The sequence below is a fragment of the Alteromonas lipotrueae genome (assembly GCF_019249215.1).
In the GTDB taxonomy this organism is placed as follows: domain Bacteria; phylum Pseudomonadota; class Gammaproteobacteria; order Enterobacterales; family Alteromonadaceae; genus Alteromonas; species Alteromonas lipotrueae.
In genome coordinates, this window is sequence record NZ_JAESDI010000014.1 from 1 (window position 1) to 25975 (window position 25975).

Annotated in this window: 26 protein-coding genes; 12 read left to right on the plus strand and 14 right to left on the minus strand. The window is 44.1% G+C overall.

The genetic code is table 11. The features are described 5' to 3' along the window. The 3 genes from ftsY to ftsX form a co-directional block, all read left to right on the plus strand. Positions 1 to 1084, plus strand: a 1084-nt coding sequence (ftsY, locus tag JKP82_RS16020; RefSeq protein WP_258544417.1) for a signal recognition particle-docking protein FtsY, incomplete at its 5' end; no start/stop codon positions are given. A gap of 46 nt (positions 1085 to 1130) precedes the next feature. Beyond that, positions 1131 to 1820 carry a cell division ATP-binding protein FtsE gene (gene ftsE, locus JKP82_RS16025; RefSeq protein WP_129740240.1) on the plus strand — a complete coding sequence of 230 codons (690 nt, stop codon included), beginning with the start codon at positions 1131 to 1133 and terminating at the stop codon, positions 1818 to 1820. Beyond that, positions 1817 to 2797 (plus strand): permease-like cell division protein FtsX, encoded by a 981-nt coding sequence (gene ftsX, locus JKP82_RS16030; RefSeq protein ID WP_159533579.1) that lies wholly within the window; start codon positions 1817 to 1819, stop codon positions 2795 to 2797. The genes ftsE and ftsX overlap by 4 nt, the downstream gene beginning before the upstream one ends. A gap of 15 nt (positions 2798 to 2812) precedes the next feature. Here ftsX and JKP82_RS16035 read toward each other — a convergent pair whose 3' ends face one another. Continuing rightward, positions 2813 to 4054: an EAL and HDOD domain-containing protein gene (locus JKP82_RS16035; RefSeq protein WP_159533577.1), complete on the minus strand. Its 1242-nt coding sequence runs from the start codon at positions 4052 to 4054 to the stop codon at positions 2813 to 2815. A 141-nt stretch (positions 4055 to 4195) separates the two neighbouring features. After that, positions 4196 to 5422: an EAL and HDOD domain-containing protein gene (locus tag JKP82_RS16040; RefSeq protein ID WP_159533575.1), complete on the minus strand. Its 1227-nt coding sequence runs from the start codon at positions 5420 to 5422 to the stop codon at positions 4196 to 4198. Positions 5423 to 6006: 584 nt separating this feature from the next. On the opposite strand from JKP82_RS16040, the gene rpoH reads away from it, so the two are divergent. Continuing rightward, the gene (rpoH, locus tag JKP82_RS16045; RefSeq protein WP_013786286.1) at positions 6007 to 6861 is read left to right on the plus strand and encodes an RNA polymerase sigma factor RpoH; all 855 of its coding nucleotides are present in this window, start codon (positions 6007 to 6009) and stop codon (positions 6859 to 6861) included. 121 nt (positions 6862 to 6982) lie between these two features. Here the strand turns inward: rpoH and JKP82_RS16050 are convergent, their stop codons facing one another. The 3 genes from JKP82_RS16050 to pip all read right to left on the minus strand — a co-directional run bounded on the left by JKP82_RS16050 (position 6983) and on the right by pip (position 9387). After that, positions 6983 to 7891 carry a bifunctional GNAT family N-acetyltransferase/hotdog fold thioesterase gene (locus tag JKP82_RS16050; RefSeq protein ID WP_159533573.1) on the minus strand — a complete coding sequence of 303 codons (909 nt, stop codon included), beginning with the start codon at positions 7889 to 7891 and terminating at the stop codon, positions 6983 to 6985. Between the two features lie 84 nt (positions 7892 to 7975). Beyond that, on the minus strand, positions 7976 to 8413 hold the full coding sequence (gene dtd, locus JKP82_RS16055; protein ID WP_159533571.1) for a D-aminoacyl-tRNA deacylase: 438 nt from the start codon (positions 8411 to 8413) through the stop codon (positions 7976 to 7978). Next, positions 8410 to 9387, minus strand: a complete 978-nt coding sequence (gene pip, locus JKP82_RS16060; protein ID WP_159533569.1) for a prolyl aminopeptidase — start codon at positions 9385 to 9387, stop codon at positions 8410 to 8412. The genes dtd and pip overlap by 4 nt, the downstream gene beginning before the upstream one ends. Positions 9388 to 9485: 98 nt before the next feature. Between pip and JKP82_RS16065 the strand changes: the two genes are divergently transcribed. Together JKP82_RS16065 and JKP82_RS16070 are read left to right on the plus strand one after the other, a co-directional pair. Beyond that, positions 9486 to 9728, plus strand: a complete 243-nt coding sequence (locus JKP82_RS16065) for a hypothetical protein (protein WP_013786282.1) — start codon at positions 9486 to 9488, stop codon at positions 9726 to 9728. Further along, a complete protein-coding gene (locus tag JKP82_RS16070) occupies positions 9725 to 10363 on the plus strand; it encodes a DUF2959 domain-containing protein (protein ID WP_159533567.1) in 639 nt (212 codons plus the stop codon). The genes JKP82_RS16065 and JKP82_RS16070 overlap by 4 nt, the downstream gene beginning before the upstream one ends. A 108-nt stretch (positions 10364 to 10471) precedes the next feature. Here JKP82_RS16070 and JKP82_RS16075 read toward each other — a convergent pair whose 3' ends face one another. Both JKP82_RS16075 and metF read right to left on the minus strand, forming a co-directional pair. Beyond that, entirely contained in the window at positions 10472 to 11356 is an 885-nt protein-coding gene (locus JKP82_RS16075; RefSeq protein ID WP_159533565.1) for a virulence factor BrkB family protein, read from the minus strand. A gap of 159 nt (positions 11357 to 11515) precedes the next feature. Continuing rightward, positions 11516 to 12400, minus strand: a complete 885-nt coding sequence (gene metF, locus JKP82_RS16080; RefSeq protein WP_159533563.1) for a methylenetetrahydrofolate reductase — start codon at positions 12398 to 12400, stop codon at positions 11516 to 11518. 150 nt (positions 12401 to 12550) lie between these two features. Here metF and metJ point away from each other — a divergent pair, with 150 nt between their 5' ends. Continuing rightward, entirely contained in the window at positions 12551 to 12877 is a 327-nt protein-coding gene (gene metJ, locus JKP82_RS16085; protein ID WP_013786278.1) for a met regulon transcriptional regulator MetJ, read from the plus strand. 80 nt (positions 12878 to 12957) lie between these two features. Here the strand turns inward: metJ and JKP82_RS16090 are convergent, their stop codons facing one another. After that, on the minus strand, positions 12958 to 14199 hold the full coding sequence (locus JKP82_RS16090; protein ID WP_218397817.1) for a malic enzyme-like NAD(P)-binding protein: 1242 nt from the start codon (positions 14197 to 14199) through the stop codon (positions 12958 to 12960). 359 nt (positions 14200 to 14558) lie between these two features. On the opposite strand from JKP82_RS16090, the gene JKP82_RS16095 reads away from it, so the two are divergent. Continuing rightward, on the plus strand, positions 14559 to 14873 hold the full coding sequence (locus JKP82_RS16095) for a hypothetical protein (RefSeq protein ID WP_218397819.1): 315 nt from the start codon (positions 14559 to 14561) through the stop codon (positions 14871 to 14873). Positions 14874 to 15049: 176 nt separating this feature from the next. Here the strand turns inward: JKP82_RS16095 and rpmE are convergent, their stop codons facing one another. Beyond that, positions 15050 to 15262: a 50S ribosomal protein L31 gene (gene rpmE, locus JKP82_RS16100; RefSeq protein ID WP_159533557.1), complete on the minus strand. Its 213-nt coding sequence runs from the start codon at positions 15260 to 15262 to the stop codon at positions 15050 to 15052. A gap of 311 nt (positions 15263 to 15573) precedes the next feature. Between rpmE and priA the strand changes: the two genes are divergently transcribed. From priA to hslU, 4 genes are all read left to right on the plus strand, one after another. Then, positions 15574 to 17778, plus strand: coding sequence for a primosomal protein N' (gene priA / locus JKP82_RS16105; RefSeq protein WP_218397820.1), 2205 nt, complete (start codon positions 15574 to 15576; stop codon positions 17776 to 17778). Positions 17779 to 17907: 129 nt separating this feature from the next. Further along, the gene (locus JKP82_RS16110) at positions 17908 to 18477 is read left to right on the plus strand and encodes an SPOR domain-containing protein (RefSeq protein WP_218397822.1); all 570 of its coding nucleotides are present in this window, start codon (positions 17908 to 17910) and stop codon (positions 18475 to 18477) included. A 307-nt stretch (positions 18478 to 18784) separates the two neighbouring features. After that, positions 18785 to 19309 (plus strand): ATP-dependent protease subunit HslV, encoded by a 525-nt coding sequence (gene hslV, locus JKP82_RS16115; RefSeq protein WP_159533551.1) that lies wholly within the window; start codon positions 18785 to 18787, stop codon positions 19307 to 19309. A 69-nt stretch (positions 19310 to 19378) separates the two neighbouring features. Beyond that, the gene (hslU, locus tag JKP82_RS16120; RefSeq protein ID WP_218397824.1) at positions 19379 to 20707 is read left to right on the plus strand and encodes an ATP-dependent protease ATPase subunit HslU; all 1329 of its coding nucleotides are present in this window, start codon (positions 19379 to 19381) and stop codon (positions 20705 to 20707) included. A gap of 53 nt (positions 20708 to 20760) precedes the next feature. Here the strand turns inward: hslU and JKP82_RS16125 are convergent, their stop codons facing one another. Genes JKP82_RS16125 through JKP82_RS16145 form a run of 5 tightly spaced genes read right to left on the minus strand, consistent with a single transcriptional unit; the run spans position 20761 to position 25767 of the window. Continuing rightward, positions 20761 to 21678, minus strand: coding sequence for an ATP-grasp domain-containing protein (locus tag JKP82_RS16125; protein ID WP_159533547.1), 918 nt, complete (start codon positions 21676 to 21678; stop codon positions 20761 to 20763). A 53-nt stretch (positions 21679 to 21731) separates the two neighbouring features. Further along, on the minus strand, positions 21732 to 21944 hold the full coding sequence (locus JKP82_RS16130; RefSeq protein ID WP_159533545.1) for a hypothetical protein: 213 nt from the start codon (positions 21942 to 21944) through the stop codon (positions 21732 to 21734). Between the two features lie 48 nt (positions 21945 to 21992). Beyond that, entirely contained in the window at positions 21993 to 22304 is a 312-nt protein-coding gene (locus tag JKP82_RS16135; protein ID WP_159533543.1) for a helix-turn-helix domain-containing protein, read from the minus strand. Beyond that, positions 22304 to 24514 carry a peptidase domain-containing ABC transporter gene (locus JKP82_RS16140; RefSeq protein WP_218397826.1) on the minus strand — a complete coding sequence of 737 codons (2211 nt, stop codon included), beginning with the start codon at positions 24512 to 24514 and terminating at the stop codon, positions 22304 to 22306. Before JKP82_RS16140 ends, JKP82_RS16135 begins: the two co-directional genes overlap by 1 nt. Before the next feature lie 2 nt (positions 24515 to 24516). Continuing rightward, positions 24517 to 25767: an HlyD family secretion protein gene (locus JKP82_RS16145; protein ID WP_232370699.1), complete on the minus strand. Its 1251-nt coding sequence runs from the start codon at positions 25765 to 25767 to the stop codon at positions 24517 to 24519. Positions 25768 to 25975 lie beyond the last annotated feature (208 nt).

Below are 25975 nucleotides of genomic sequence, written 5' to 3' on the forward strand. Positions count from 1 at the left end.
AGAAGCAGAAGCAGAAGCAGAAGCAGAAGCAGAAGCAGAAGCAGAAGCAGAAGCAGAAGCAGAAGCAGAAGCAGAAGCAGAAGTTACTGAAGTCGTCAGCGAGCCTGTTGTTGAGGAAGCGCCAGCTCCGAAAGAGAAAAAATCACTCTTTTCGCGCCTTAAAGAAAGTTTGTCTCGCACTAAAGCAAACTTAGGTAGCGGGCTAGTTAGCCTTTTCAAAGGCAAGGCGATAGATGATGAATTATACGAAGATTTAGAAACCCAGCTATTGGTTGCTGATGTGGGAATGGATACCACGCAAAAAATCATTACTCACTTAACAGACAGCGCGAGTCGTAAAGATCTTAAAGACGCAGAAGCCTTGCTGGATATCTTGAAACAGCAAATGGCGGGTATGCTCTCAAAGGTAAATGAACCGTTGAGTGATGCCATTAATGCTCATAACAGCGATGAAGGACCCTTCGTTATTCTAATGGTTGGCGTGAATGGGGTAGGTAAAACTACCACCATCGGTAAATTAGCTAAACAGTTCCAGCAGCAAGGCAAAAAGGTCATGCTGGCAGCGGGTGATACCTTTAGGGCTGCTGCAGTAGAGCAATTGCAAGTATGGGGTGAGCGAAATAGTATTCCTGTTATTGCGCAGCATACGGGAGCGGATAGTGCGTCAGTACTTTACGATGCGCTAGAAGCCGCGAAATCGCGCAAAACAGATATTCTTATCGCCGATACCGCAGGTCGTTTGCAGAATAAAGACAACTTGATGGAAGAGCTCAAGAAAGTGGTTCGCGTGATGAAAAAGTTGAACCCTAACGCGCCTCACGAAGTTATGCTTACCCTTGATGCGGGAACGGGGCAAAATGCCATTAGCCAAGCGAAGTTATTCAATCAGGCTGTTGGTTTAACCGGTATTACCCTTACCAAACTAGACGGTACTGCAAAAGGTGGCGTTATCTTTTCAATTGCTGATAAGTTTGGTATACCTATCAGATATATAGGGGTTGGCGAAGGTATTGATGACTTACGCCAGTTCGACGGCCAAGAATTTATTGATGCGCTATTTAGTGAAATTGAGAGCGGCGAGTAGACAGCATTAATAGCTAATTACGGGAATAGGGTAGTAGGAAACATGCATGATAAAGTTTGAGCAAGTAAGCAAAACCTACCCCGGCGGACAACGTGCGCTGAGTAAGGTCGACTTTCACATCGCCCCTGGAGAAATGGCTTTTCTTACTGGCCATTCTGGCGCTGGGAAAAGTACGCTGCTTAAACTTATCAGTATTATGGAACGCCCAACCGTAGGTCGTGTACTGATTAATGGTCATGATCTAAATGCTATTACCCGAAGAGATATTGCCTACATTCGTCGCGATATAGGCATGATCTTTCAAAGCCATCAATTGTTGATGGACAAGTCAGTTTTCGACAATGTGGCGCTACCACTTGTGATAGAAGGTTACACCCACAAGGAAATTGGCAAGCGTGTCGATGCTGCATTAGAAATGGTAGGCCTGCGAGATAAAAGCCGTAACTTACCCATTATGTTATCGGGCGGCGAACAGCAGCGTGTTGGTATAGCCCGCGCCGTGGTAAACAAGCCACCATTACTTCTTGCTGATGAACCTACCGGAAACCTCGACCCGAAACTGTCTATGGAAATTATTCGCTTGTTTGAAGATTTCAACCAAGCCGGCGTGTCGGTGTTCATCGCTACTCATGATTTAGGGCTAATTGCTCGAATGAAATATCGCACACTGACGTTGAAAGATGGCCAAATGATTACCGACGGCTTAACCGATGATTTAAATGGGAATTGGCAATGAGTATTCTATTTAAAGGTAGGAGCCAAGGCGCGTCGTCTAGAAAAGTAGGGCTAGTACAATCTATTGTAATGTTCTTCGTAAGCCATGTCAGGCAAGCCCTTTCAAGCTTGGGCGAACTATGGCGTCAGCCTGCTGCATCACTAATGACCATAGGGGTGTTGGGGTTAAGTATTACCCTTCCCAGCACCCTTTATATCATGGTTAAAAATACCGAAAAAATTACCGCAGGGTGGGAGCAAGCATCAGAGATATCTTTGTTTTTGAAACCTGATATTTCAGCCGCCAGTTCACAGCAATTGGTCGCTAGGTTAAACACATGGGAAGAAATCGATTCTGTGGTGTTTATACCTGCTGATGATGCCTTAAAAGAGTTTCAGCATTTATCAGGGCTAGGCGACGCTATTGCGTATTTGCAAAGCAACCCACTGCCTGATGTTGTTTTAGTGACACCCATTGATAAACATGCCACGCCGAATGCGGCTAAAACACTGCTTGATAAGCTTAAGCAGCAGCGTGAGGTTGATATAGGTAAGTTAGATATAGAATGGCTGGAGCGCTTGTATGCCGTTATTGATATCGCAAGCGACCTTGTCACCTTTATTGGAATTTTGTTGTTCTTCGCTGTGGTGCTGATCATTGGCAACACTATTCGACTGAACATTCTTAATAAGCACGATGAAATAGTAGTAATGAAGCTAGTGGGTGCAACCGATGCCTTTATTCATCGGCCATTTTTATATACTGGTTTTTGGTATGGTTTGCTTGGCGGGCTGATGGCATGGTTTGCTGTCATTATCATTTTATGGTGGATGGATAGCAGTATTGAGACCTTTGCCGCCATGTATCAAAAAGATTTCAATATCACTGGCCTGACCGGTACAGCGCTATTAACGATGTTGGGGCTATCTATTGCATTAGGGTTGCTTGGGTCGCTTATTTCAGTGCAACGCCATGTAAGACAAATCGAACCAAAGTAAGCATTAGTTTACTGGCTAGCTTTGAACGGCAGCACGTGGGAAGTGCGCAGAAATGGCGCTTCTCACACCGTTACCCCAAACAATGGCTTGGTTATAAAGAATATGCAGCTGCTTTTGGTCAATATCTAATACTTTCGCCTGCTTAATCACATTCATCCAAAGCGCTCCTTCAAAAGCGCGTACTAGGCTCATGTAGCTATTGAATTCAGGCGTCTTTCCTAAAATAGCGTCATTTAGGTCTTCAGATAGCGGAAGTTGTTTAAGCACAGCTTCTATGGATTGATCTAATAGTGCATCGAGTAACGAAAATAACCCAACTAAAAAGCCGATAGGTGGGTTAGCTTTTAAGCCACGCTTTGCTGACAATAAGTCGAAAAATTTGGCCCTAACTAACGACATGTGAATAATCTCTAACGGCTTATCATCACCTAAATTAGTTAGGCTGAGCAGAGCGATAAACTTCTTCACCTCCACTTCACCCATATAATTAAGGGCATGTTTGAGCGAGGTTATCTTGTGGCGCTTGTTTATCATTGGGTTATTGATAAATTTAAGCAATACGTAGCTCAGCGCGGCATCACGCTCAACAATTTGGCTAACTCTATTAATATCAAATTTATCATTTGAACATTCGCCAATAAGGTCGACAATATTCATCTTTGACGCAGGTAATTGGCGCAGGATGCGGGCTTCCGGTTGGGCAAAGAAATACCCTTGGAAGAAATCAAAACCTAAATCCATGCTGGTCGCAAATTGGTCTTGGGTATCAACTTGTTCGGCCACTAGTTTAACGTTTGCATCAAGGTATCGTGGGATATTCTTCTCTATATTTTCGAAACGAATTTGCGAGACATCCACTTTTACAATATCAACAAGGGGCAGAATTTCATGCTTGGCACTTAGCATCATAGGGTCGTCAATAGCAATACGAAACCCAAGATGCTTAATGTGTTGGCACGCTTCTAACAACCCGATTTGAGCGAAAGGATTGTCAGCTAATTCAACCACAACTGACTCTGGGTTCAGTGTGGTAGGAAAGCGAGAAATAATGGTTTCAGATGAAAAGTTGATAAACGAGGTCTTTTCACCGCTAATGTCGTCTAGCCCTAAAGGATGAAAGTGCTCAGAAATATATTGCGCTTTTTCAGGAGAGTGTTCGGGGTACGCGCCAGCCTTGCCATCTCGAAACAAAAGTTCGTAAGCAAATACATCCTTTGTTTTATCCAAAATTGGTTGGCGAGCGATAAACGCGAACATACGAGTTCCCTACTGGCACGTTGAACAATCATCAACGAATATTATTGCAATTTACACCACCATAACATGCATTTACGGAAATCGCGTTAATTTGCGCATTACATTTCGTAACTTATATTAATGAATGGATATTCCTCAGTGTTATTTCTCTACCTGAGCTGAAACATGTACGTGATGAGCCCATTTCATCGCTTCATTATAGTAGCCGTGAAGCAGAGTCTGCTGAATTTTATATTTACCTGAAAATTTCTTGATGCCTGCCCAGTTTGCCCTTTCAAAGTACTTAGCCAGAGTAAGACAGTCTTTCAACACGCCAGGCTCACCACAAAGCGCATCTTTTACATTATCGCTAATGGGTACTTTGCTAACCAACTCGTCGATATGCTGTTCCATCATGGCATCAAGCATAGATAATAGACCGGTTAGAAAGCCGGTGAGCGGATTTTCTCTTTCTTTAAAAGAGATAAACACAAGCTCACAGAATTTTGCCCGCACAAGGGCCATCTGCATCAACTCTTGAGGTTGACCGTCATTAAGGTTGGCCAGAGCAAGCAGCGCGATAAATTTTTTAACTTCAACTTCACCCATAAAGTTAAGCGCATGCTTAAGGGATGTAATCTTATTTCGCTTATTAATAAGCGGGTTATTGATGAAGCGTAATAGCAAATAGGTAAGGGAAGGATCGCGCTCAATGATTCGATTTACTTCATCAAAATTTAGCTTGGATTGGCTACTTAATGTGAGTAGCTCCATCATGGTAAGCGCACTTGGACCTAATTTGCGATGACGTACTATTTCGGGTTTAGCTAGAAAGTAACCTTGAAAATAGTCGAAGCCCATTTCTTTGAACTTGTGAAACTCTTCGTAGGTTTCAATTTTTTCGGCCACAAGTTTGATGTTATGCGATTTGAAGCGTTTAACCAACGAAGGTATGGTTTCGTGAGCAATTTCCGTAATGTCGATTTTAACAATACTGGTGAACGGGACAAAGGCATCCCATTTATCCTTCATATCGTAATCATCAAGTGCAATGGGGTAGCCGAGCCCTCGAATGTGCTTGCATGCGGCAATAAGGGCATCATCTACATCAACGGTTTCAACAATCTCAATAACCACTTTGCTTGCATCTAACGAGGTAGGAAATCGGTACATTAAGGTATCGCGGTGGAAATTAATAAATGCTTTTTTATCACCTGTTATTTCTTCAATACCCAAGCTTAAATGGGTAGACGTTAGAATTTTAGAGGTCGCCTCATCGGGCGGAATATCTGGAAAGCAATTATCTTCCCCTACCCGAAAAAGTAATTCGTAAGCGTAAACGTTCCTGTTTACGTCGAATATGGGTTGTCTTGCTACGTATGCGAACATCGAGTGCCTCTTTGCTCTCGCCGCGTAAAAACGCGATTGAAGTCGTTAAAAAGAAAATGAAAATCTTATTATTGTTATTATGCCGAGCGATTCTAAAACATAAAATTTATATCTCATTGTAAGTAAAAAAGCGATGCTAGCAATCGAAACTTTGTAATAGTCTTCGTATCTGAGAGTGGGTAATATAGATTTGTTGATACAGGAAAAGAATACGACCGAATTTAAGGTTGATATAACTTTTTGAAAGATGAATGGCATGTTTTATATACATTTTGAATGTATAATGGTGGCGTATCGTGAATATCTGCTTCGATAAGCTGTTTCCTCTGGGGAAGCGCTTATTCTTCTGTGAAGCGTTCGGCGATATTTATTGAGCGTTGTAGCGTAATAATGAATTCGATATACAACGTATGAGTGATTTGGAAAGAGATAGACGCTAATTGAACTGTTTTTTGGGTTTGTGGTCTTGATCTTTAGAAGATGGGTACTACATACCAATAACTGGTTTAGTTTCTCATCGCAATTAAGTCTCGCGCGGCTGATGTTACTTTGCTAATATCGAGTTGCAACGAATGAGGTGAATAATGAGCAATAAATTGCAATCCCTAGCACTATCAGTTCCTCACAGCGGTAGCATTGAAGGCTACGTACAAGCTGTAAGTCGTATTGATATGCTAACTGCAGAAGAAGAGCGCGCATTAGCGGTGCGTCTTCGTGAAGATGAAGATTTAGAAGCAGCACGTAAGCTGGTTATGTCTCATCTACGCTTTGTTGTGCATATAGCAAAATCTTATTCAGGATATGGTTTGCCACAAGCCGACCTTATTCAAGAAGGTAATATTGGTTTGATGAAGGCGGTTAAGCGTTTCGACCCAACAGTGGGCGTTCGTTTGGTTTCTTTTGCCGTACATTGGATCAAAGCTGAAATTCATGAATTCGTACTTAAAAACTGGCGCATTGTTAAAGTTGCTACTACGAAAGCGCAACGTAAATTGTTCTTCAATTTACGTAAAGCGAAAAAACGTCTTGGTTGGTTTACCCACGAAGAGGTGCAAACGGTAGCTAGCGAGCTGGGTGTGAGTACGAAGGAAGTGCTTCAAATGGAAGCGCGAATGAGCAGTCAAGATCAAGCATTCGATCTTTCTGCTGACGAAGACGAAACGGGCAATTTTGCGCCGGTTCAATTTCTTGAAGATAAATCAACTGATGTTGAAATGGACGTTATCAATAACGATTGGGATACTAATGCGAGCAAGCGTTTGTATTCAGCCATTAAAACGTTAGATGACAGAAGCCAAGATATTATTGAGACTCGTTGGTTGGCTGACAGCAAAATTACACTTCAAGATCTTGCTGATAAGTACGAAGTATCTGCTGAACGTGTTCGTCAAATTGAAAAGAACGCGATGAAAAAACTTCAGGCTGCCATGGTGGCTTAAGTAAGAGCTGCTTAAAAAAGGCTGCCCTAGTTAAACTTAATTGAAAAAAGCGCCTATTGGCGCTTTTTTTGTACGTGTCAATTATGAAAGCAAGAAGCGGTTAATAATATACCTTTGCACGTTACGCCTCAGTTTGCTCTGGAAGCACCCAAAACACCCCTTCAAACTCTGCCACGGCATTATCGCCATCTAAGATATCTACGTTCAAAGCGAATCGCGCCTTTTCCCCTTTTTCCAAAGGCTTAAATTTGCCCGATAAGGTTTCTATATTACAGATTGCACGAGGCTTCATGGTAATAGGCTTATGATAGTGGATATCGCCGTCTCCCAATACAATATCACCGGTTAGCCCACGCTCTTTTAGCTGTAAGTAAATCATTCCCCAGCCAGTTAAGGTGGCTAACGAAAAAATACTGCCGGCAAACATAGTGCCGTGAACATTAATATTCTTATTAAGTGACGCGCGGGTTTCTAATGTCCTGCCTGTATATTGATATAATTTAATGCCCATATGTTCTGTAATGGGAATGGTATCAGTCCAGGTTTGCTGTAATGATTTACACCATTTAGGATGCAGCACTAAGGTGTTATTTTCAGTTAGCTTTTTCACCATTTGCTGGCGTCTTAGCATGCCTAATTCGTTAGGCGCTTCACGTTCAACAACGAAGCCGCAGGAACTGAAAAAGTCGATAGAAACTTCTCGGCTGTTTGTCACCGCACGTATAGCACCCAATTCTTTCGCCACGTTCTCTAAAGCATCCATTATCATCTGTCCAAGCCCTTTACGCAGATGGTCAGGGTGTACGGCGATATGACGAATTTGTGCTTCTTCAGCGGTATTTAAATGGACACGGCCACAGGCAACAATGTCGCCTTTACCATTCACTATGGTGCGGTGCTCTGCCACCTGTTCATATTCATCTTTCTCTGAACCAGGAGGAAAATTCCATGGCTGGCGAAGGTAAGCCCAGCGAAAATGAAAATAGGCTTCGAATTCAGTATCGCTTTTAGGAGTTACAACCTTATACACAATAGAGAGGCCTTGTATGAAAGAGTGAAAAAACTATTTAACCTTACGCATGAAAACTGCACAAGATTAATTCTGGTATGTTCATTATACCTGAAACTGGAAGGTAGCGGGTCCGTCATTCACTAAGGCCACTTTCATTTCAGCGCCGAATTGACCTGTTTCCACGGGAATGCCTTTCTGTTTAAGAGATTCCACAAATTGCAGATATATAGCATTACCATGTTCAGGTGTCGCGCCCCTAGAAAAGCCAGGACGATTTCCTTTTTGCGTGTCGGCCACAAGGGTAAATTGCGATACTACAAGAATTTCTCCCCCAATTTGCGCGACGTTTAAATTCATTTTTCCATCGCTGTCTGAAAAAATACGGTAGCGGCATAACTTATTAGCTAGTTTTTCTATTTCTTCAGGGCCGTCATCTTTCTCAACACCAAGCAGCACTAGCATACCTTGCGCAATTTCTCCGATGATTTCATTGTTCACTGACACGCTCGCTTCAGACACCCGTTGAACTAACCCAATCATTGCTTTTGCTCCTTTAAAAACTTTGCCATATCTTTGGTTGCGCGGCACAGCGCATAAGCAATGCCCGGCTCAGACGTGCTGTGGCCAGCATCAGGAATGATTTGAAGTTGGCTTCCTGACCACGACTTATGTAATGATTCTGCCGCTTCAGTTTTGCATATCATGTCGTATCGACCATGGATAATAGTGCCAGGAATATCGCGTATTTTTTCTATATTATCAAGTATGTAGCCTTCGTCTATGAAGCACTTGTTCGTTAAAAAATGGCATTCGAGAGTGGCTAAGCTGGTGACAAGGGATAGGGGGTATTGGCTGGTGGAATCGCCAGTGCCAGGAGGTAAGGATATCCGAGAAAGCCTCTCCTCCCACTGATACCAGCGCTTTAACGCTGCATGACGCTGTACTTCGTTATCGGCTTTCAATGTAGTGAGGTAGTGCGCACAAATAGTGGAAGTACTTAGTGGGGCGTCTACCCCTTTAACAAACTGGCGATAGTATTCTGGAAAAAGCTGAGCAGCGCCACCTTGCGGTGACAAGAACCAGTCTCTGTCTTGCTGGCGGGCTAAGAATACGCCACGAAGAATAAGGCCGCTGACATGAGCAGCATACCTAAAAGCATAAAGGAGCGCTAACGTTGAACCCCATGACCCCCCAAACACTAACCAACTCGGTACGTTGAGCTGGCGCCTTAGTATTTCAATATCTTCTACATTTAGCCATGTATCGTTGTCTTTTGTACTCGCTAACGGCGTTGAACGCCCACATCCTCTTTGTTCGAATCCAATAATACGGTATCGGTTACTGTCGAAGAAACATTTATAATTCGGCGGTAAACCAGCACCTGGACCACCATGAATAAATAGTACTGGAATACCCTCAGGGGTGCCGCTCTGCTCGTAATATAGAGAGTGCCCACATCCCACCTCGATAAATCCATTTTGATAGCAGGTAACATCTGGGTAAAGTCGTTTCATTTTATTTCCGCGCGTTGTGCGGGTGCCTGTTTTAGTTTAGTTTATTCTTATGAAATACTACATAATCATATTCTGATAACAATTGCGAGGAAGTTTATATGTCAGGGCAAGGATCTGGCGGCAATGTAATTGCTGCAATTTGTAACTTTTTTATCCCAGGGTTAGGGCATTTAGTACAAGGGCGAATACTTGGCGCGCTATTTTATTTTATTGTGGTGGGAGTGAGCTATGCGCTTGCCGCAACCGTAGTATTAGCAATTGTATTTTGGCCACTTGGCGTTATTTTGCACATTATTTGTATTATTAGCGCGGCCCGCTATCGAGGGAGAGAGATGTTATGAGGCTAATAGCAACCGCTATTATTGCTATGTTGGTATTAACTGGCTGCCAATCTGCGTATTACGCAGCGTGGGAGAAAGTAGGCGTTGAGAAACGGGATATCCTTGTTGACCGTGTTGAAAACGCAAAAGAGTCGCAAGAAGACGCTCAGGAAGAGTTTAGCTCTGCGCTGGAAGCTTTTAGTGCTGTGGTGGCATTTGAAGGTGGTGAGTTAGAAGATGTTTATAACAAGCTTAACAGCGAGTATGAAAACAGTCTTTCTGCTGCTAATGACGTAACTGATCGTATCGATAAAGTAGAAAGCGTGGCTGAAGCGTTATTTGATGAATGGGAAGACGAGCTTGATAAGTATCAAAATGCATCGTTAAAACGAGAAAGTACTGCGAAATTGCGTGATACTGAGCGCAGATACAGCGCACTCATTAAAACCATGCGTAAAGCAGAAAGTAGAATGGCCCCAGTATTAAGTGCGTTTCAAGACAACGTTTTATACTTAAAACATAACTTGAACGCTAGCGCGATTGGCGCGTTGCAAGGTGAACTTTCAACTATTCAAAATGATGTTGACCAACTTATCGAACAAATGAATTCAGCGATTGCTGAATCTGATGCGTTTATTGCCGCTATGTCTAACTAATGAGTGTCTAATTAAAGCGTGTCCGACTACAGAGTGACAGGCTCGCTATTACCGATAACACGCCAGTACCCTACTAAAAAGGCGTTGTAGTTCCTACAACGCCTTTTCTTATTCCTCTGGTATTTGCCTTGGCTCGTCTTCCGCTTTTCGGTTTTCAAACGCTTGGCCTAAGCTACACGTAAACTCGGCGCCTAATAGCACCAATATCCATGAAATATAGACCCACAAAAACAAGATAGGCACCACAGCTAGCGCTCCGTAGATCAACTCATAGGAAGGGAAGTTGGTAATATATAGGGCAAAGCCAGACTTCGTTAACTCGAACGCGACAGTGGCCAATATGGCTCCTGAAATAGCGTGGCGGGCAAAAACGCGTCGGTTGGGTACTATCATGTATAAAATAAAGAAAGCCAGCATGGCTGCGAAGCTAGGTACAAGAGTAAGTAAAAATGTGCCTAACCCTGGCGTATATTCTTCCGCAAAAGCAGCAAGGCCTGCTAAATAAGAACTGATAATAACGCTAGAGCCAATCAGCATGGGGCCTAAGGTAATTACCATCCAATAAATGGCAAACGTATAAATGATAGGTCGATCGCTTTGCGTACGCCAAATCCGGTTGAGGGTTTTATCAACGTTGGATATCAACATTAGTGCCACTACCAGTAGCGATAGAATACCAATTGCGCCCATTTCAGAAGCATTGCCAACAAAGTCAGACATATACTCATGAACCGTATCGCTAGCGGTAGGCACAAAGTTATTAAAGATAAAGTATTCTAATTTACCTCGCACAGAAGCAAACGCAGGAAACGCTGACATGATGGTGAAAGTCACCATGATAAAAGGAACGAGAGAAAGTAGCGTAACGTAGGCTAAGTGGCCTGCGGAAATGGTAATATTGTCTTCACGGCAACGCTTGATGAAGATAGTGAAAAGATCGACAACTTGTGGTGCGAGCTTATGATAGATGGCTTTTACCCGATCCCAATTCACACTTTACTCCTAGTTATAACTCGCCTTGGTCATTAGCTACTCACCTTGGCATTTAAGCAGCGCAGGAAGGTGACAACGAGGCAAACGAGTCGTTCAAATACCCAATAATAGGTAAATGGTATACTGGTCTGCCCTATAGGAGCAAAGGTTTAATCGAAATTAACCTGCTCGAACACCTAGCATGTGGCAAATAGCGTAGCTTAATTCACTTCGGTTAAGGGTGTAAAAGTGAAAATGCTTCACGCCTTCTTTGGCGAGTACCTTAACCTGATCCATTGCGATGTTAGCACCAATGAGGTTCCGAGTAGCTTGATCGTCATCGTCAAGGCCATCGAACATTTTGTGCAAAAAACCAGGTACGTGCACATTGGTGAAACCAGCGAATTTTACCAAGGTTTGGTAGTTAGTTACTGGCAGTATGCCAGGTACTAAGTCTAGGTCGATACCCGCTGCTGCCGCACGGTCACGAAAACGCAAGAATACACTGGTGTCGAAGAAAAACTGTGAAATTGCTTCGCTCGCACCGGCTTCTGCTTTGCGCTTAAGGTTCAGTAAGTCGAATTGGGCATTAGGGGCTTCAGGGTGCTTTTCAGGGTAGGCGGCCACTGATATATCGAAATCAGCCACGTCTTTTAGTAGTGCTACCAAATCAGAGGCATACATTTCGGTATCTTTCACGCCAGGCGGTAAATCACCGCGCAAGGCAACAATACGACGAATGCCAGAATCCCAGTAGTCTTTTGCAATCTGCTTAAGTTCGTCTCGGCTAGCATCAACACATGTAAGGTGAGGCACGGCTGCAACACCAGTTTGTTGTTGGATACGTTTTACCACGTCATGGGTGCGATCACGCTCACCACTGTTTGCACCATAGGTAACCGACATGTAACTCGGCTTTAATGGTGCTAAACGTTCAACTGACTTCCACAAGGTTTGTTCCATTTTCTCTGATTTTGGCGGAAAAAACTCAAATGACACATCAATGTCACGCAGTTCCGAAAGGGACTGATTGAGTGCATCAACACCTTGTGCGTAAGAAACCATGGTAAATTACTCTTTTATAGACGTTTAGACGTCTAAATTAAAGAATTTACGTCTAGACGTCAAGAGGTTTACACTGCTCAATTGACCTTTTCGTCAACTTGTTTAGAATTTCTCTTCATAACATAAATAAGATCAGACAGAGTTAGCATTATGGCAGAGTGGAACGGTAAGTATATACACCCCTACGCAGAGCACGGTAAAAAGAGTGAACAGGTTAAGAAAGTTACCGTTTCTATTCCTATTAACGTGCTAAAAGCATTAACCGATGAGCGTACCCGTCGGCAGATAAACAATTTACGTCATGCGACGAATTCAGAATTATTATGTGAAGCATTTCTTCATGCATTCACAGGTCAGCCTCTACCGGATGACGAAGATTTGCGAAAAGACAACCCTAACCGTGTACCAGCTGAAGCTAGACGTATAATGGAAGACATGGGTATAGACGTTTCTATCGAGAACGAACAAGAAGATTAAAAAAAACGGCAATGAAAATTGCCGTTTTTTATAATATTTGAATACTAAGCTGCGCGCTAAATTCTACTTCTATATTGCCTTTACTCTGCGCGGCTAGGTACTTCTGGAAGCCTTGCAACGCCAGATTCAATCGCCGCTTTCGACACGGCAGTAGCAATGCGTTCACAAAGGCGGGGGTCCATTGGCTTAGGGATAATGTATTCTTTGCCGAAGGTCAGGCTTTTACTATTGCTAGCCGCTAACACAGATTCAGGTACGGGCTCTTTGGTAATAGCGCGAAGTGCTTCTACCGCTGCCACTTTCATCTCGTCATTAATGGCCGTTGCGCGAACATCTAATGCGCCACGGAAAATGAACGGAAAGCACAGAACATTGTTTACCTGGTTGGGGTAATCAGAACGCCCTGTTGCCATAATTAAGTCACTTCGAACCTCATGTGCTAGTTCAGGTTTAATTTCAGGGTCGGGGTTAGAGCAGGCAAAAACAATCGGATTAGGCCCCATTAAAGCTAGGGTTTCTGGGGGTAATACATCAGGTCCAGATACACCAACAAAAATATCCGCGCCTTCCATCACATCTTCTAGCGTACGTTTATCAGTATTATTGGCAAACATGCGTTTGTGTTCAGTAAGGTCTTCACGGCGGGTATGAATAACCCCTTTTCTGTCTAGCATGTAAATGCGCTCTCGTTGTGCGCCACACTTAATTAGCAATTCCATACATGCTACTGCTGCTGCGCCAGCACCCATACAAACTATTTTCGCGCTCTCGATATTCTTGCCTTGAATTTCAATGGCGTTCAACATGCCTGCAGCCGTAACAATAGCAGTACCATGTTGATCATCATGGAATACAGGAATATTGCAGCGCTTAATGAGTTCTTGCTCTATTTCAAAGCACTCTGGGGCTTTAATATCTTCAAGATTGATACCCCCAAAGGTGTCTGCAATGTTCGCAACAGTATTAATAAACTCTTCTGTTGTACGATGTTTTACTTCAATGTCGATAGCATCAAGCCCTGCAAAGCGCTTAAACAGCAGTGCCTTACCTTCCATAACTGGTTTAGAAGCTAACGGCCCTAAATTACCCAAACCTAAGATAGCGGTACCATTACTGATCACCGCTACCATGTTGCCTTTTGCGGTATATTTATAAGCATTATCAGGATCTTCAGCAATTTCTCGTACCGGTTCAGCTACCCCTGGACTGTAAGCCAGAGCAAGATCATCCACACTATCTGCTGGTTTCGATAGCTCCACGCTAATTTTACCTGGCGTGGGTTTGGCATGATAATCTAGCGCACGTTGTCTGAAATCTGACATTAGTAAACATATCCTTCGATGTAGGGGTTAGGCAATCTTCGTTACCGTAGGGGCAATCTGCGTTGCCGCAGTAGAATGACTTCGACTTTATCACAGGGTCATTTAAGTACATATCTGATCTGCCCTTAATACCTTTCAATCTAGGACAGTCTTGCTTGTATGACCAGTGACATCGTCGAATATTTGCCATTCACCACATTAATGACACTTTTGAATTTAATACATTATTTCTATTTTATAGACATATGTATAGTGGGTATCGAATAGGTCTTTGCAAAAAGGCACTAAGTCGACCGTTCAAGACGCTGGTGAGTGGAATAGGTATAATAGTAAACATGAAGAAGAAAGCGTAACTTAACATGTCTGAAAAGAAACTGATTGAAGCGCTAACTGCGGTGTGTGAGTGGGCAAAATCTGAGTCGGTAGGCTTTGAATGGCTTACGCATATGGGACACTGGCGCAGGCCAGAAATTATTGCGGTGTTTAAAACCGAAAAGCAAAAAAGCGAAGCACTTTCAACAAACTGGATCCAAGCATTCGAACTTGAACTTGATAATGTTTGCCCCGAATTGAAGGTGCACATTAAAGGAGTTCGCTACGACAGCGAGCAAGCATGCACTTTGCAAAGTAACGGCAACTGGGAACGACATCTAAAACGCCGGGATTTTCACTAACAGAGCTTTTCAATAATAGAGCATTGCATTAGCCGAGCATTCCACTTCGCTGCTCTATACTGGGCGAGCACGGTATTGGTTGAATACAGAATGAAGTGCAGATGTAAATCGCGGACACAAAAAAAGCGCCGATAGGCGCTTTTTTTAAAGAAACATAGTGTTTCTGAGTACTGAGCTTATTTAGCGCCCAAAGCACCGAAACGTTTCTTGAAGCGGTCAACACGACCACCGGTATCAACGTTACGTTGCTTACCAGTGTAGAATGGGTGACATGCAGAACATACGTCTAGGTTAATATCTTTACCTAGAGTAGAACGGATTTTCATTACGTTGCCGCAAGAACATGTTGCTGTCATTTCAGCGTATTCTGGGTGGATACCATTTTTCATTTTGGATTACCTTCAATATGAGGCCGTATCGCTATTTGGCCCGAAGCCAAACACCATACGCAACTTTAAATTCAATGACCGACCGCAGAAATTGCAGTCAGCCGCAAAAGAGCGGCGCATAATAAAGGAAGCAACTAAAGTGATCAAGCACTTTTTGTATGCGAAGTAAACAGAGGCAGCGTTAATTAAGCCCACTGGCGAAAATAAATTCCCTTCCCTTATTTGACATTATGTTTAAATGCCAGATCATTAGCGATTCTGAATTTACGTTTACTCACTTTAGGTTCATCAATTTTGGGGTATCAATTTTAATGGTATTCATTCAGGTGGCTGTACCTGTGCCACTTCGCCAGCTATTTACCTATTCTCATACCGATACGCTACAACCGGGTGTGCGGGTAAAAGTGCCTTTCGGGCCACGTCAACTGGTAGGCATTGTGGTTGAATCCGGTGTAGACATAGATGATACCAGTAAGATAAAAGCCATTATTGAGGTGGTAGATAGCGCACCTGTTATCGACGAATCGCTAAGAAAAATGGCGCATTGGTTATGGCAGTATTATCACCATGCGCCAGGGGAAGTGATACATGCCATGCTTCCTGTGCCGCTTCGTAAAGGTGAGACAGCCACGCCATCACCCGCACAATATATTCAAGTCACGCCAGAAGGTGCTGATACCGATATTAAGAGTTTAAGCCGAGCTCCGAAGCAGATGAGCTGCTTAGAAGCGGTTCAAACCACATCACTTATTGCTAGCGAAGCGCGTAAGACCTTTTCACCCGCAGTAGTGAAAGCGTTATTAGATAAAGCACTTATTGAGCTCGTAGAAATTACGCCTGAACTCACTGCACAAGCGTGGTTAGATACCTTCGAAATTGGTGAAAAACCCGTGCCTGATAAAGAGCAAGGGGTAGCGATAGCGGCATTAAACCAGCAACATGGCACCTTTGCGATCAGCTTGCTTGAAGGGGTGACAGGTAGCGGTAAAACCGAAGTGTATCTGCAATCTATTGAACCTTTGCTTAAAGCCGGTAAACAAGTGCTTATATTAGTGCCTGAAATTGGTTTAACGCCGCAAACCGTTTCGCGCTTCGAAAAGCGCTTCAATATTCCTGTAGGCGTATTGCACTCTCAATTGACGGACGCAGCGCGATTATCGGTATGGCAGCGGGCAAGGGCAGGCGAACTAGGTATTATTATAGGTACTCGCTCAGCGATTTTTACGCCCCTTAAAAAACCCGGCATGATCATTGTAGACGAAGAGCATGATGAATCGTTTAAACAACAAGACGGGCTTAGGTATCACGCGCGCGATTTAGCGGCCATGCGAGCCAAAGAGCACAGTATTCCTTTGTTGCTCGGCAGTGCTACCCCAGCGCTTGAAACGCTTAATAACGCGTTAAACGGCCGCTTTGCGCATTTGCAACTAACACGGCGCGCAGCAGGGGCGCAAAGTACCAAGCAGTATTTACTAGATGCAAGAGACCAACCTATTCATTACGGCATTTCAGAAGGCTTGCTGACAATTATGCGTCAGCATGTAAATGCAGGGAACCAGATTCTGGTTTTTGTGAATAGACGAGGTTATGCCCCCGCGCTTTTATGTCATCACTGTGGTACTACGGCAACGTGTAAGCGTTGCGACAGACCCTATACCGTGCATAAAGGGCAAAACAGACTGCAATGCCACCACTGTGGCGCTACCCGTTCAATGCCCAAAGAGTGTGAAGCTTGTCACAGTCATGAAATGGTAACGGCGGGAACGGGCACCGAGCAGGTAGAAGAAGGATTAATGAAGCTCTTCCCCGATGCCAAACACGTGCGCATAGACAGTGATACGGTAAGAGGAAAAGACAAGCTACATCAAACCCTCGATGCGATTAACCGCCAAGAACACCAAATACTGGTAGGCACGCAAATTTTATCGAAAGGGCATCATTTCCCTCACGTTACACTGGTGGTGGTGTTAGATTGCGATGGGGCGCTATTTAGTGCTGACTTTCGAGCTCCTGAAAAGCTAGCGCAGCTCGTTACGCAGCTTGCAGGGCGAGCAGGGCGTGCAAGCAAACCCGGAGAAATGTGGCTGCAAACCCACAATCCTCACCATCCTTTATTACAAGATTTAGTGAACAACGGCTATGCCCACTTTGCTCGTCATGCATTGATGGAGCGAAAAGCATCTGCATTGCCTCCTTATATTAGTCAATTTGTGATTCGGGCTGAGGCAACCGAGAGCTCATCGGCCTATGCATTCCTGCAACAGGCTAGGGGTGTACTTTCAAACTCAAATACTGCAAATGCAAATTCTAAGGGCTTAGTTCCGCAGATGAGTGGGCCATTTCCCTGTTTAATTGAAAAACGACAAGGGCGTTTTCGCTTTATGCTGGTGTGCAGTCATGAAAAAAGAGCGCCGTTACATAACGCATTGCGGCTAGCTCTGCCGTATTTACAAGGGCTACCGCAGGCGGCAAAAGTACGTTGGTCGGTAGATATCGACCCCACCGATTTCAGTTAGCGCACAGGTTGGGAATACGGTAAAATCTCAACACTAATGTATACAAGTGTTTCAGGGTTGTGCACTATGTCCTCGTCTGGTGGCACCACCTGTTTAAAATAACGATAAGTAGTAGGAAAACTGCCGAATATGGCTCAACGCGATTATGTATCTCGTGGTAAAGCACCACAAAAAAAGAAGCCGGAAAACAAAAAGCGCGGTAAATCACAGGTGAAGATTGGCGCCACTGCCTCATTCCCTATTGTTCGCCTTGTCATTGTGGTGATATTGCTTATAGGCTTTGCGGTTTTCTTATGGTCTATTAAAGATAACGCCAGTTCTGAGGTAGATACCGAAGTTGTACGCCCTGTTGCGCCTACCCAAGAAGCGTTGCCTGAATTGCCTAAAGAAGAGTGGGAATATATTCGTACTCTGCCGGGGTATGAAGTGGAAGTAGATGTTGCTGAGCAGGAAAAGTCGGACAAACGTTATCTTATGCAATGCGCGTCGTTCAGAACCCGCGCTCAAGCTGAAGAAATGAAAGCGAAAATTGCCTTTCAAGGTTTAGAAGCACTTATTCGCCAGAGTTCTGGCAGCAACGGCGAATGGTTCAGGGTTATTTTAGGGCCATTCGAATCGAAACGAGATGCCGAGAAAGCCAAGCACAGCCTTCGTAAAGTGAATATTGCGACCTGCCAAATTTGGTACTGGAATTTATAAGCGTAAACGTTTTTCATTCACTCATCTATTGATTGGGCATTCACCGCATGATGTGGTGGATGCCTTATATTCACCTCATAATAACCATCTCATAATAGCCACCACATACTACTTTGCAGCGCTTAACGCTTTAATACGTACCCGTTTACTATATGTCTTCACTGCTTTTTCTTTTAACAGCCCCTTTTAGCTGCCCGTTTTAACTGCTCCCCTTGAAAACCAAAACCCTTCCCCCATTTCATAACAAAGTCTTTTTTCAGTTATCGCCCGAGTCTGCGATAGCGCCCACCTTAAATGGGGATTAAACGTGACAACGATTGTATCTGTAAGACGTGGAAATCAAGTTGTGATGGCTGGCGATGGTCAGGTGTCACTCGGCAATACCGTAATGAAAGGTAATGCACGTAAAGTGCGCCGCTTGTACCACGATAAAGTATTAGCTGGTTTTGCAGGCGGCACTGCCGATGCCTTCACCTTGTTTGAACGCTTTGAAGCAAAACTTGAAGCTCACCAAGGCCACTTGACCAAGGCGGCGGTTGAACTTGCCAAAGATTGGCGAACCGATCGCATGCTGCGCAAATTAGAAGCGCTATTGGCCGTAGCCGATGAAACCGCGTCATTCATCATTACCGGTAACGGCGATGTCGTACAGCCAGAAAATGACTTAATTGCTATTGGTTCAGGCGGCAACTATGCCCAAGCTTCTGCTACTGCGTTGCTAGAAAACACCGAACTTACCGCGAAAGAAATTGCGGAGAAAAGTTTGACCATAGCTGGTGATATCTGCGTATTCACTAACCATAGTCAAACGGTAGACGTACTCGATTACTAAGTGGCTGTTTAATTAACAATTAACAGCCACTTGTGCCTGCTTGGCACCAAAACAGATAAGGGTTTATGCATGTCTGAAATGACACCTAGAGAAATTGTTCATGAGCTAGATCGACACATTATTGGTCAGCAAGATGCTAAACGTGCGGTATCAATTGCACTTCGAAACCGCTGGCGCCGTATGCAGCTTGAGCCTGATTTGCGCCAAGAAGTGACGCCTAAAAATATTCTTATGATTGGGCCAACCGGTGTGGGTAAAACTGAAATTGCCCGCCGTTTAGCAAAATTAGCGAATGCACCTTTCATAAAGGTTGAAGCGACAAAGTTCACCGAAGTCGGTTATGTGGGTAAAGAAGTAGAAACCATTATTCGCGACCTTGCTGACATTGCCGTGAAGATGACCAAAGAAACGGAAATGAAAAAGGTGAAATTCCGCGCTGAAGAAGCGGCGGAAGAACGTATTCTTGATGTGCTTATTCCACCCCCTGAAGATGCATGGGGCAAGAAAGAAGACGTTGAAGATAGAGGCACTCGCCAAGCGTTCCGTAAAAAGCTTCGTCAAGGCGACTTAGACGACAAAGAAATTGAAATTGATGTGGCACTTCCACAAGTAGGCGTTGAAATTATGGCACCTCCTGGGATGGAAGAAATGACCAATCAGCTTCAAGGCATGTTTCAAAACTTGTCGGGTTCGCAAAAGAAAAAGAAGAAGCTAAAAATTAAAGATGCACTGAAAATGCTGGTGGAAGAAGAAGCCGCACGTTTGGTGAATCAGGAAGACTTAAAAGAAAAAGCGATTGAGTCGGTTGAGCAACACGGCATTGTGTTTGTTGATGAAATTGACAAAATTTGTAAGCGTGAAGGCAATACGTCAGGCGATGTATCGCGTGAAGGTGTGCAGCGTGACTTACTACCCTTGGTAGAAGGGTCAACGGTATCGACCAAGCACGGCATGGTGAAAACAGACCATATTTTGTTTATCGCCTCTGGTGCGTTCCAAATGAGCAAGCCGTCAGATCTTATTCCTGAGCTTCAAGGTCGTTTGCCTATTCGCGTTGAATTATCAGCCTTAGAAGTAGGTGACTTCAAACGTATTCTTACCGAGCCCAATGCGTCGCTTACCGAGCAATACAAAGCCCTTATGCTGACCGAGGGCGTAAATATCGATTTCGTAGAATCGGGAATTCAGCGTATTGCTGAAGCTGCATGGCGTGTGAACGAACGTACTGAGAACATAGGTGCGCGCCGTTTACACACGGTACTTGAACGTTTAATGGAAGATATTTCGTTTGATGCGTCAGAAAAAAGCGGTGAGTCTTTCGTGATTGACGAAGACTACGTAAACAGCCACTTAGAGTCGCTTGTAGAAAACGAAGATCTATCGCGCTTCATTCTATAAAGCCCTAAGGCTAGTAACACAAAAGAGCGCATTTATTTAAATGCGCTCTTTTTTTATGTGGTTAATAATTTCACTAAACGGCCGGTAATATCAACACCAGTCTCGTTTTCGACGAACAAGAAGAACGGGCAAGGGTTGGCTTCTAAGAAATAATATTCACCCTTGGTGTTTTTACGCCAATCGATAGCGCACCAATGCATGCCTAAGCCGGTACATATCTTTCGTGATAAATCCTGCATTGGTTTAGGAAGAGGGGTTAGCAAAGGACGTGCGTTTATATCTTCTCTGAAATCGAGATTGTGAGAGTCTATTTGTACACTGACTACTTCATCGCCAAGTACGTAACTTCGAATATTCGTCCCTTCAACAAATGCCTGAAAGGTGACAGGGCGCTCTTTTAACAAAGCCTGCACTAAGCCGCGAGTATCGTCCCCCTGTTGCACAAATTTCGCTGTTTCGCCGCCTTTAACGGGTTTATAGACCACCTCGCCTATGTTCGCACAAAACTGTAAAGCTACATCACAAGCGTTACCTATGTAGGTATATGGCACCTTAGCGCCTAGCTTTTTTGCCATCCGCAGTTGAATTGGTTTGCAGTGATGGGCGCGGATGGCGTCAATACCATTAACCCACTTAGTTTCACTGAATAAAAACCAGCATAACAAGGTGCTGGCATATTCCTGATCTAACCATTGTGAAGACACACTATCAGAGGCTTTCACAGAGGGGGGAATATATTGATGCCAATAGGCAGATGTGATGTCTGATAGAGGAATTCGAAACAGTCCGTTGCGGATAGGCTGGTTAAAATGTAACAGGCCATCATTAAAATCTGGGTCGTAGCTGAGTTGCCAGTGCTCACCAAAGTAGTTGGTATTAATAATATAGGGGTCGTTTTTATCGGCAATTAAGGCTTCAGCCACATGTACAATTTGCGGGTCGGCCTCGCTCCCTATTAATGCAATCTGCATTGAAATATCCTTTTTAAATGGTAAAAGGAGGACTGCTTAACCTCCTTAATCTGCTATGACAATAAATCGGGTAATTGTCCGCCGTCCTCACCAATGGCTAAGGTGATATAGACAGGTGGTTTAACAAAGCGAATGGGGTCTTTGTCTGCGCCTGCAGATACCCCAGACTTCCCGCCCGTCACTTGCAGCAACTCTTGGGTCTCAAGGTGAAGGCCAGAGCCGTTCTGTGTATTTTCTTGTGTATAGCTATGCGTGTTATGTTGCATTTTTCGCTCCTTATATAAGCGTTTTAGTGTAGTTAAAAAGGCTAGCGGTTAGACCAACCTTAGGGGGTGGTAAATGGATCGAAAGCAACTCGCGATGAGCGCAGTGCGGCTGCTTATTTTCAGTTTCTTGTAGATGTTGGCGCAGTGGAACTTAACGGTGCGTTCGCTAATAAATAGCTCTGCTGCTATCGCTTTATTCGACAAGCCTTCCATGATCTTTCGCGCAACCTGAAGCTCGCGTTTAGACAGGGTGTCGATAGGAAGGGCATTACTATTTAAGTTATCTACATGCTTAACGATTTGTTGACGCTCAATATCGGTGAGCAAGGGTGTAGATTCTCTAACTTCGGGCGTTATCATTATGAATCTCCTAGTGGGGTATTATCATTTTCTTCTACTATTTCAGAAGCTGGGCAGTGCTGCAGAATGCCGTCTACCAACTGATAGACAGTATTTGCAAGGGCAATCGTTTGAGGGCGATGGGCCACCATGATGCGGGTAATATTGAGCGCCTTTAGATGTGTATTGATAACGTGCTCATTTTGAATGTCTAAATGGCTACTCGCCTCATCAAGAAACAAGATATCTGGCTCTCTGTATAGCGCTCGCGCGAGAAGTAGCCGTTGTTTTTGACCACCACTTAAGCTACTTCCCATATCACCGACCAACGAGTGATATTGCATAGGCATGGCACAAATTTCGTCATGGATACAGGCCAATTGGGCGGCACGTATGACCTTTTCTTGATTTGGTATCTCATCAAAACAACTGATGTTTTCAGCCATAGAGCCACAAAGGCACATGTCTTCTTGCAATACAGAAGCAATGATCGGGGCATGATTTGATGAAATAGTATTGTGACTAACCGTTCCTTCAAAAGGTGCATATAGGCCCATCAGACATTTAAGTAGGGTGCTCTTTCCACTGCCGCTTGCACCAACGATGGCAATTATCTCCCCTGCGGTAACTGATAAGTTGAGGTTTTCGAAAATACATTTACATCCCTCACCATAGCGATAACTGAGGTTGTGGGCCTTTAAGTGAATGACTGGAGTATTTGAAGCGATGGCATGAGAAGAACCCACTGCTGATACTGATGCTACGCTTGAATAAGGGCTAGATTGTTTTGACAGCACCGTGGTTTCAGCAGGCTCCGTTAGAACAATATCGCTCAGGCGAGAAAAGTGTACGGCCAGCATTCGCAATTCGATAAATTTGGAAACTAACCCGTCTACTGCGGCAGTGAATTTTGTTTTGTAAGCGATGAAGGCAAGCATCATTCCTACCGTCAGCATATTATCCATCACCAAAGATGCCGCAATAAAGATCACAATGATGTTTTCAATACCAAATAAAACTTGGTTTACCGCGTCGCTTCCAATATTGAGTTTTCCCAGACTAATATCTTTATTCAAAGTGGCGACTAACTTGTTTTGCCACTGACTATGGCGTTGGGATTCTTGATGGTATACACGAATAGGCAGCATACCCCGAACGCTTTCCATAAAGTGACTTTGTTCAGTAGCGGCCAGTGCAATTTTCTCTGTTGTAAGCCGCTTAGTGACAGGTATTAACGCGATGCGGAAAAGTAAATATATTGCCACCACTAGCACCACACACAAGGTAAGTTTAACGGAGTAAAGGCCCATCACGACAAGCGTGATAATGGCCAATACGCCATCGAGAAATGCAGTCACAAGGCCCGTAGTGAGGAACTCACGAATATGTGCAAGGGAACCAAAGCGAGACACCACATCGCCCACGTGCCTTTTGGCGAAAAAATCCAGCGGTAGCGAGAGTAAATGTTGAAAGACGGAAGCCGACATTTGAAGTTGAAGCCGGCTCGATACAGCCAGGATAAGAAAGCGACGCAACACACTAGTGAAGATGCTTATTACTAGCAAAAAAGTAAACCCAATGGCAAGCGCGGTTAACAATGCTTGATTCCCTTGCAACAACACATCATCAACCACGGTTTGCACGTAATAAGGAGACGCTAAAGCAAAAAGTTGAAGTAGTGCAGATAGCGCCAGCAAGGTGGCTAAATTACGTTTAAACCCTATCGTTCGAGTGAAGAAGTTTCTTAGCTTTAATAAAGGCTTTGCGGGGGGCGGCGAAAAATTGTCTTTAGGCGTAATTTCTAACGCTATTCCCGTTAGGTGTTTACTCGCCTCATCAAAGGTGAAGGTGCGTTTGCCAATACTAGGGTCGTGTATGGTTAATCGCTCTTGCTTTACCTTAGTCAGTACAACGAAATGACGCATATCCCAATGTAGAATTGCTGGTAGGGTTAGTTGAGATAAATCCTGAGGCTCAATTTTTAGTGCACGACATTGAAATGCCATTTGCTGCGCAATATCCATAATATCTTTAAGTGTGATACCACGAAGTGAAACGCTAATGTGCTGGCGAAGGTGGGTCATATCCCGTTTGTCGCCATAATACTGAGCCACCATGCTGACGCAGGCCAAACCACATTCAGCGGCTTCAGTTTGAAGCACAACCGGCACTTTGTTTTTAGGTGATAAGGCGCTAAGTGCAGGTGAAGCAAACCCGTGAGTAATAGTCATAATTACAACCTTTTCGTGACGCTTAACAGCGGCTCTAAGATCCATTCCAGTAAGCTACGCTGGCTAAGTGCTACGTCTGCAGAAAACGTCATTCCAGCTTTAAGCATTACCGGGTTTCCATAGGCAATAATGGCGTCGCTATTTACTCGAGCGGTAACCAAATAAGCGGGTTCGCTCACGGTTAAAGGCGCGTTCGCCCATTCACCAGGCAGTAAAATGGTTTCGGAAATGCTAATTATCTGTCCCTGTTGCAAACCAAACTTCTGATAAGGAAAGGCATCGTAGCGAATAGCGAGTTGTTGCCCTTTGGCGATGAATCCAGCGGCGCGCACAGGCACTAACAATCGTGCTTCTATAGGGGAATTTTCTGGAAGTAAGCTGAGTAGCGGTCTGTTTTGATCGACCATCAACCCAGCACTCGCCTGCAGACTTGAAACCACACCGTTCTGCGATGCATATAGAATGCGCTGCCGATCGCGATTTAATGTCAGCAACTGCTGATTGATATCACTTAGTTGGTTTTCGTGTACGGTGCGCTCATTGGCTTGAATCTCGGGTAAACTGGCAATTTCATGTGTCAGCCGGCTTACTTCAGCTTCGCTTTTCAGGTTATTTCGCTCAGCTTGTTTCCATTGTTGCTGGCTACTTAAAAGCTCAAGCTTATAATTATCGAAATCTGCGTTACTTACATGGCCAGCATTGCGTAGCACCTCAAATGAGGTAAATTGACTGAACGCTAACTGCCACTGTTGATAAGAAATCGCTAAAATATGGCGTATTGATTCAGCGTCTTTTTGCGCGTGCTGAAGTTGTTTTAAAAGCTGCGTTTTGTCATTTTGGTGAATACCAATGCTGCGTGCCAACGCGTCGCTTATCCGCTGTTTTTTAGCAAGAAGCTCTTGTTGCAGTTTTAGCTCTACGGTTTCGCCTTGTGGCTGCTGAACCCCGTATTCAATCGACAATAATGGTTCGCCTCTTTTAACTTTTTGCCCCTCGTTTACATACACTTGTGATATGCGGCCTTTTCGGGCGTCGGCGTACAGTCTTAATACGCCGCGGGAGGGCTCTAGCCACCCTTCAACAGTGGCTTTACGAGCATAGCTACCCTGTGTGAGATATATCCCCACACCCACTATCCATAAAATTAGTATTGCCGTTATCCCCATATGGGATGGTCGAGGCGTCATCAATAGATCGCCTTGAAATGGCGAGGTAGGCTGCATTGCCTGATGACGGAATAGTCCTTTTCTCATAACAGTTCATCCCATGAAATTAAAAAAATGGTATTCAGTTGCCATTTCCCTATGGACATAGCGCTTAATCAGCAATCGATGCTTTTTAAGCAGCGAAAACCTGAATACCGACAAGTGGTCTTGGGTAAAGCCTTGACGCTGTAAACGTTAGATGAAGGAGGCTCGGTATATCGAATAAGGCGAAGTCAGGGCGTTTGCCGCCCTTTAT

What these genes read in the sequence shown, in the direction of transcription:
- ftsE (WP_129740240.1), top strand. Translation starts at nt 1,131, where the DNA reads ATGATAAAGTTTGAGCAAGTAAGCAAAACCTACCCCGGCGGACAACGT.
- ftsX (WP_159533579.1), top strand. Translation starts at nt 1,817, where the DNA reads ATGAGTATTCTATTTAAAGGTAGGAGCCAAGGCGCGTCGTCTAGAAAA.
- JKP82_RS16035 (WP_159533577.1), bottom strand. Translation starts at nt 4,054, where the DNA reads ATGTTCGCGTTTATCGCTCGCCAACCAATTTTGGATAAAACAAAGGAT.
- JKP82_RS16040 (WP_159533575.1), bottom strand. Translation starts at nt 5,422, where the DNA reads ATGTTCGCATACGTAGCAAGACAACCCATATTCGACGTAAACAGGAAC.
- rpoH (WP_013786286.1), top strand. Translation starts at nt 6,007, where the DNA reads ATGAGCAATAAATTGCAATCCCTAGCACTATCAGTTCCTCACAGCGGT.
- dtd (WP_159533571.1), bottom strand. Translation starts at nt 8,413, where the DNA reads ATGATTGGGTTAGTTCAACGGGTGTCTGAAGCGAGCGTGTCAGTGAAC.
- pip (WP_159533569.1), bottom strand. Translation starts at nt 9,387, where the DNA reads ATGAAACGACTTTACCCAGATGTTACCTGCTATCAAAATGGATTTATC.
- JKP82_RS16065 (WP_013786282.1), top strand. Translation starts at nt 9,486, where the DNA reads ATGTCAGGGCAAGGATCTGGCGGCAATGTAATTGCTGCAATTTGTAAC.
- JKP82_RS16070 (WP_159533567.1), top strand. Translation starts at nt 9,725, where the DNA reads ATGAGGCTAATAGCAACCGCTATTATTGCTATGTTGGTATTAACTGGC.
- metF (WP_159533563.1), bottom strand. Translation starts at nt 12,400, where the DNA reads ATGGTTTCTTACGCACAAGGTGTTGATGCACTCAATCAGTCCCTTTCG.
- metJ (WP_013786278.1), top strand. Translation starts at nt 12,551, where the DNA reads ATGGCAGAGTGGAACGGTAAGTATATACACCCCTACGCAGAGCACGGT.
- JKP82_RS16090 (WP_218397817.1), bottom strand. Translation starts at nt 14,199, where the DNA reads ATGTCAGATTTCAGACAACGTGCGCTAGATTATCATGCCAAACCCACG.
- JKP82_RS16095 (WP_218397819.1), top strand. Translation starts at nt 14,559, where the DNA reads ATGTCTGAAAAGAAACTGATTGAAGCGCTAACTGCGGTGTGTGAGTGG.
- rpmE (WP_159533557.1), bottom strand. Translation starts at nt 15,262, where the DNA reads ATGAAAAATGGTATCCACCCAGAATACGCTGAAATGACAGCAACATGT.
- priA (WP_218397820.1), top strand. Translation starts at nt 15,574, where the DNA reads ATGGTATTCATTCAGGTGGCTGTACCTGTGCCACTTCGCCAGCTATTT.
- JKP82_RS16110 (WP_218397822.1), top strand. Translation starts at nt 17,908, where the DNA reads ATGGCTCAACGCGATTATGTATCTCGTGGTAAAGCACCACAAAAAAAG.
- hslU (WP_218397824.1), top strand. Translation starts at nt 19,379, where the DNA reads ATGTCTGAAATGACACCTAGAGAAATTGTTCATGAGCTAGATCGACAC.
- JKP82_RS16125 (WP_159533547.1), bottom strand. Translation starts at nt 21,678, where the DNA reads ATGCAGATTGCATTAATAGGGAGCGAGGCCGACCCGCAAATTGTACAT.
- JKP82_RS16130 (WP_159533545.1), bottom strand. Translation starts at nt 21,944, where the DNA reads ATGCAACATAACACGCATAGCTATACACAAGAAAATACACAGAACGGC.
- JKP82_RS16135 (WP_159533543.1), bottom strand. Translation starts at nt 22,304, where the DNA reads ATGATAACGCCCGAAGTTAGAGAATCTACACCCTTGCTCACCGATATT.
- JKP82_RS16140 (WP_218397826.1), bottom strand. Translation starts at nt 24,514, where the DNA reads ATGACTATTACTCACGGGTTTGCTTCACCTGCACTTAGCGCCTTATCA.
- JKP82_RS16145 (WP_232370699.1), bottom strand. Translation starts at nt 25,767, where the DNA reads ATGAGAAAAGGACTATTCCGTCATCAGGCAATGCAGCCTACCTCGCCA.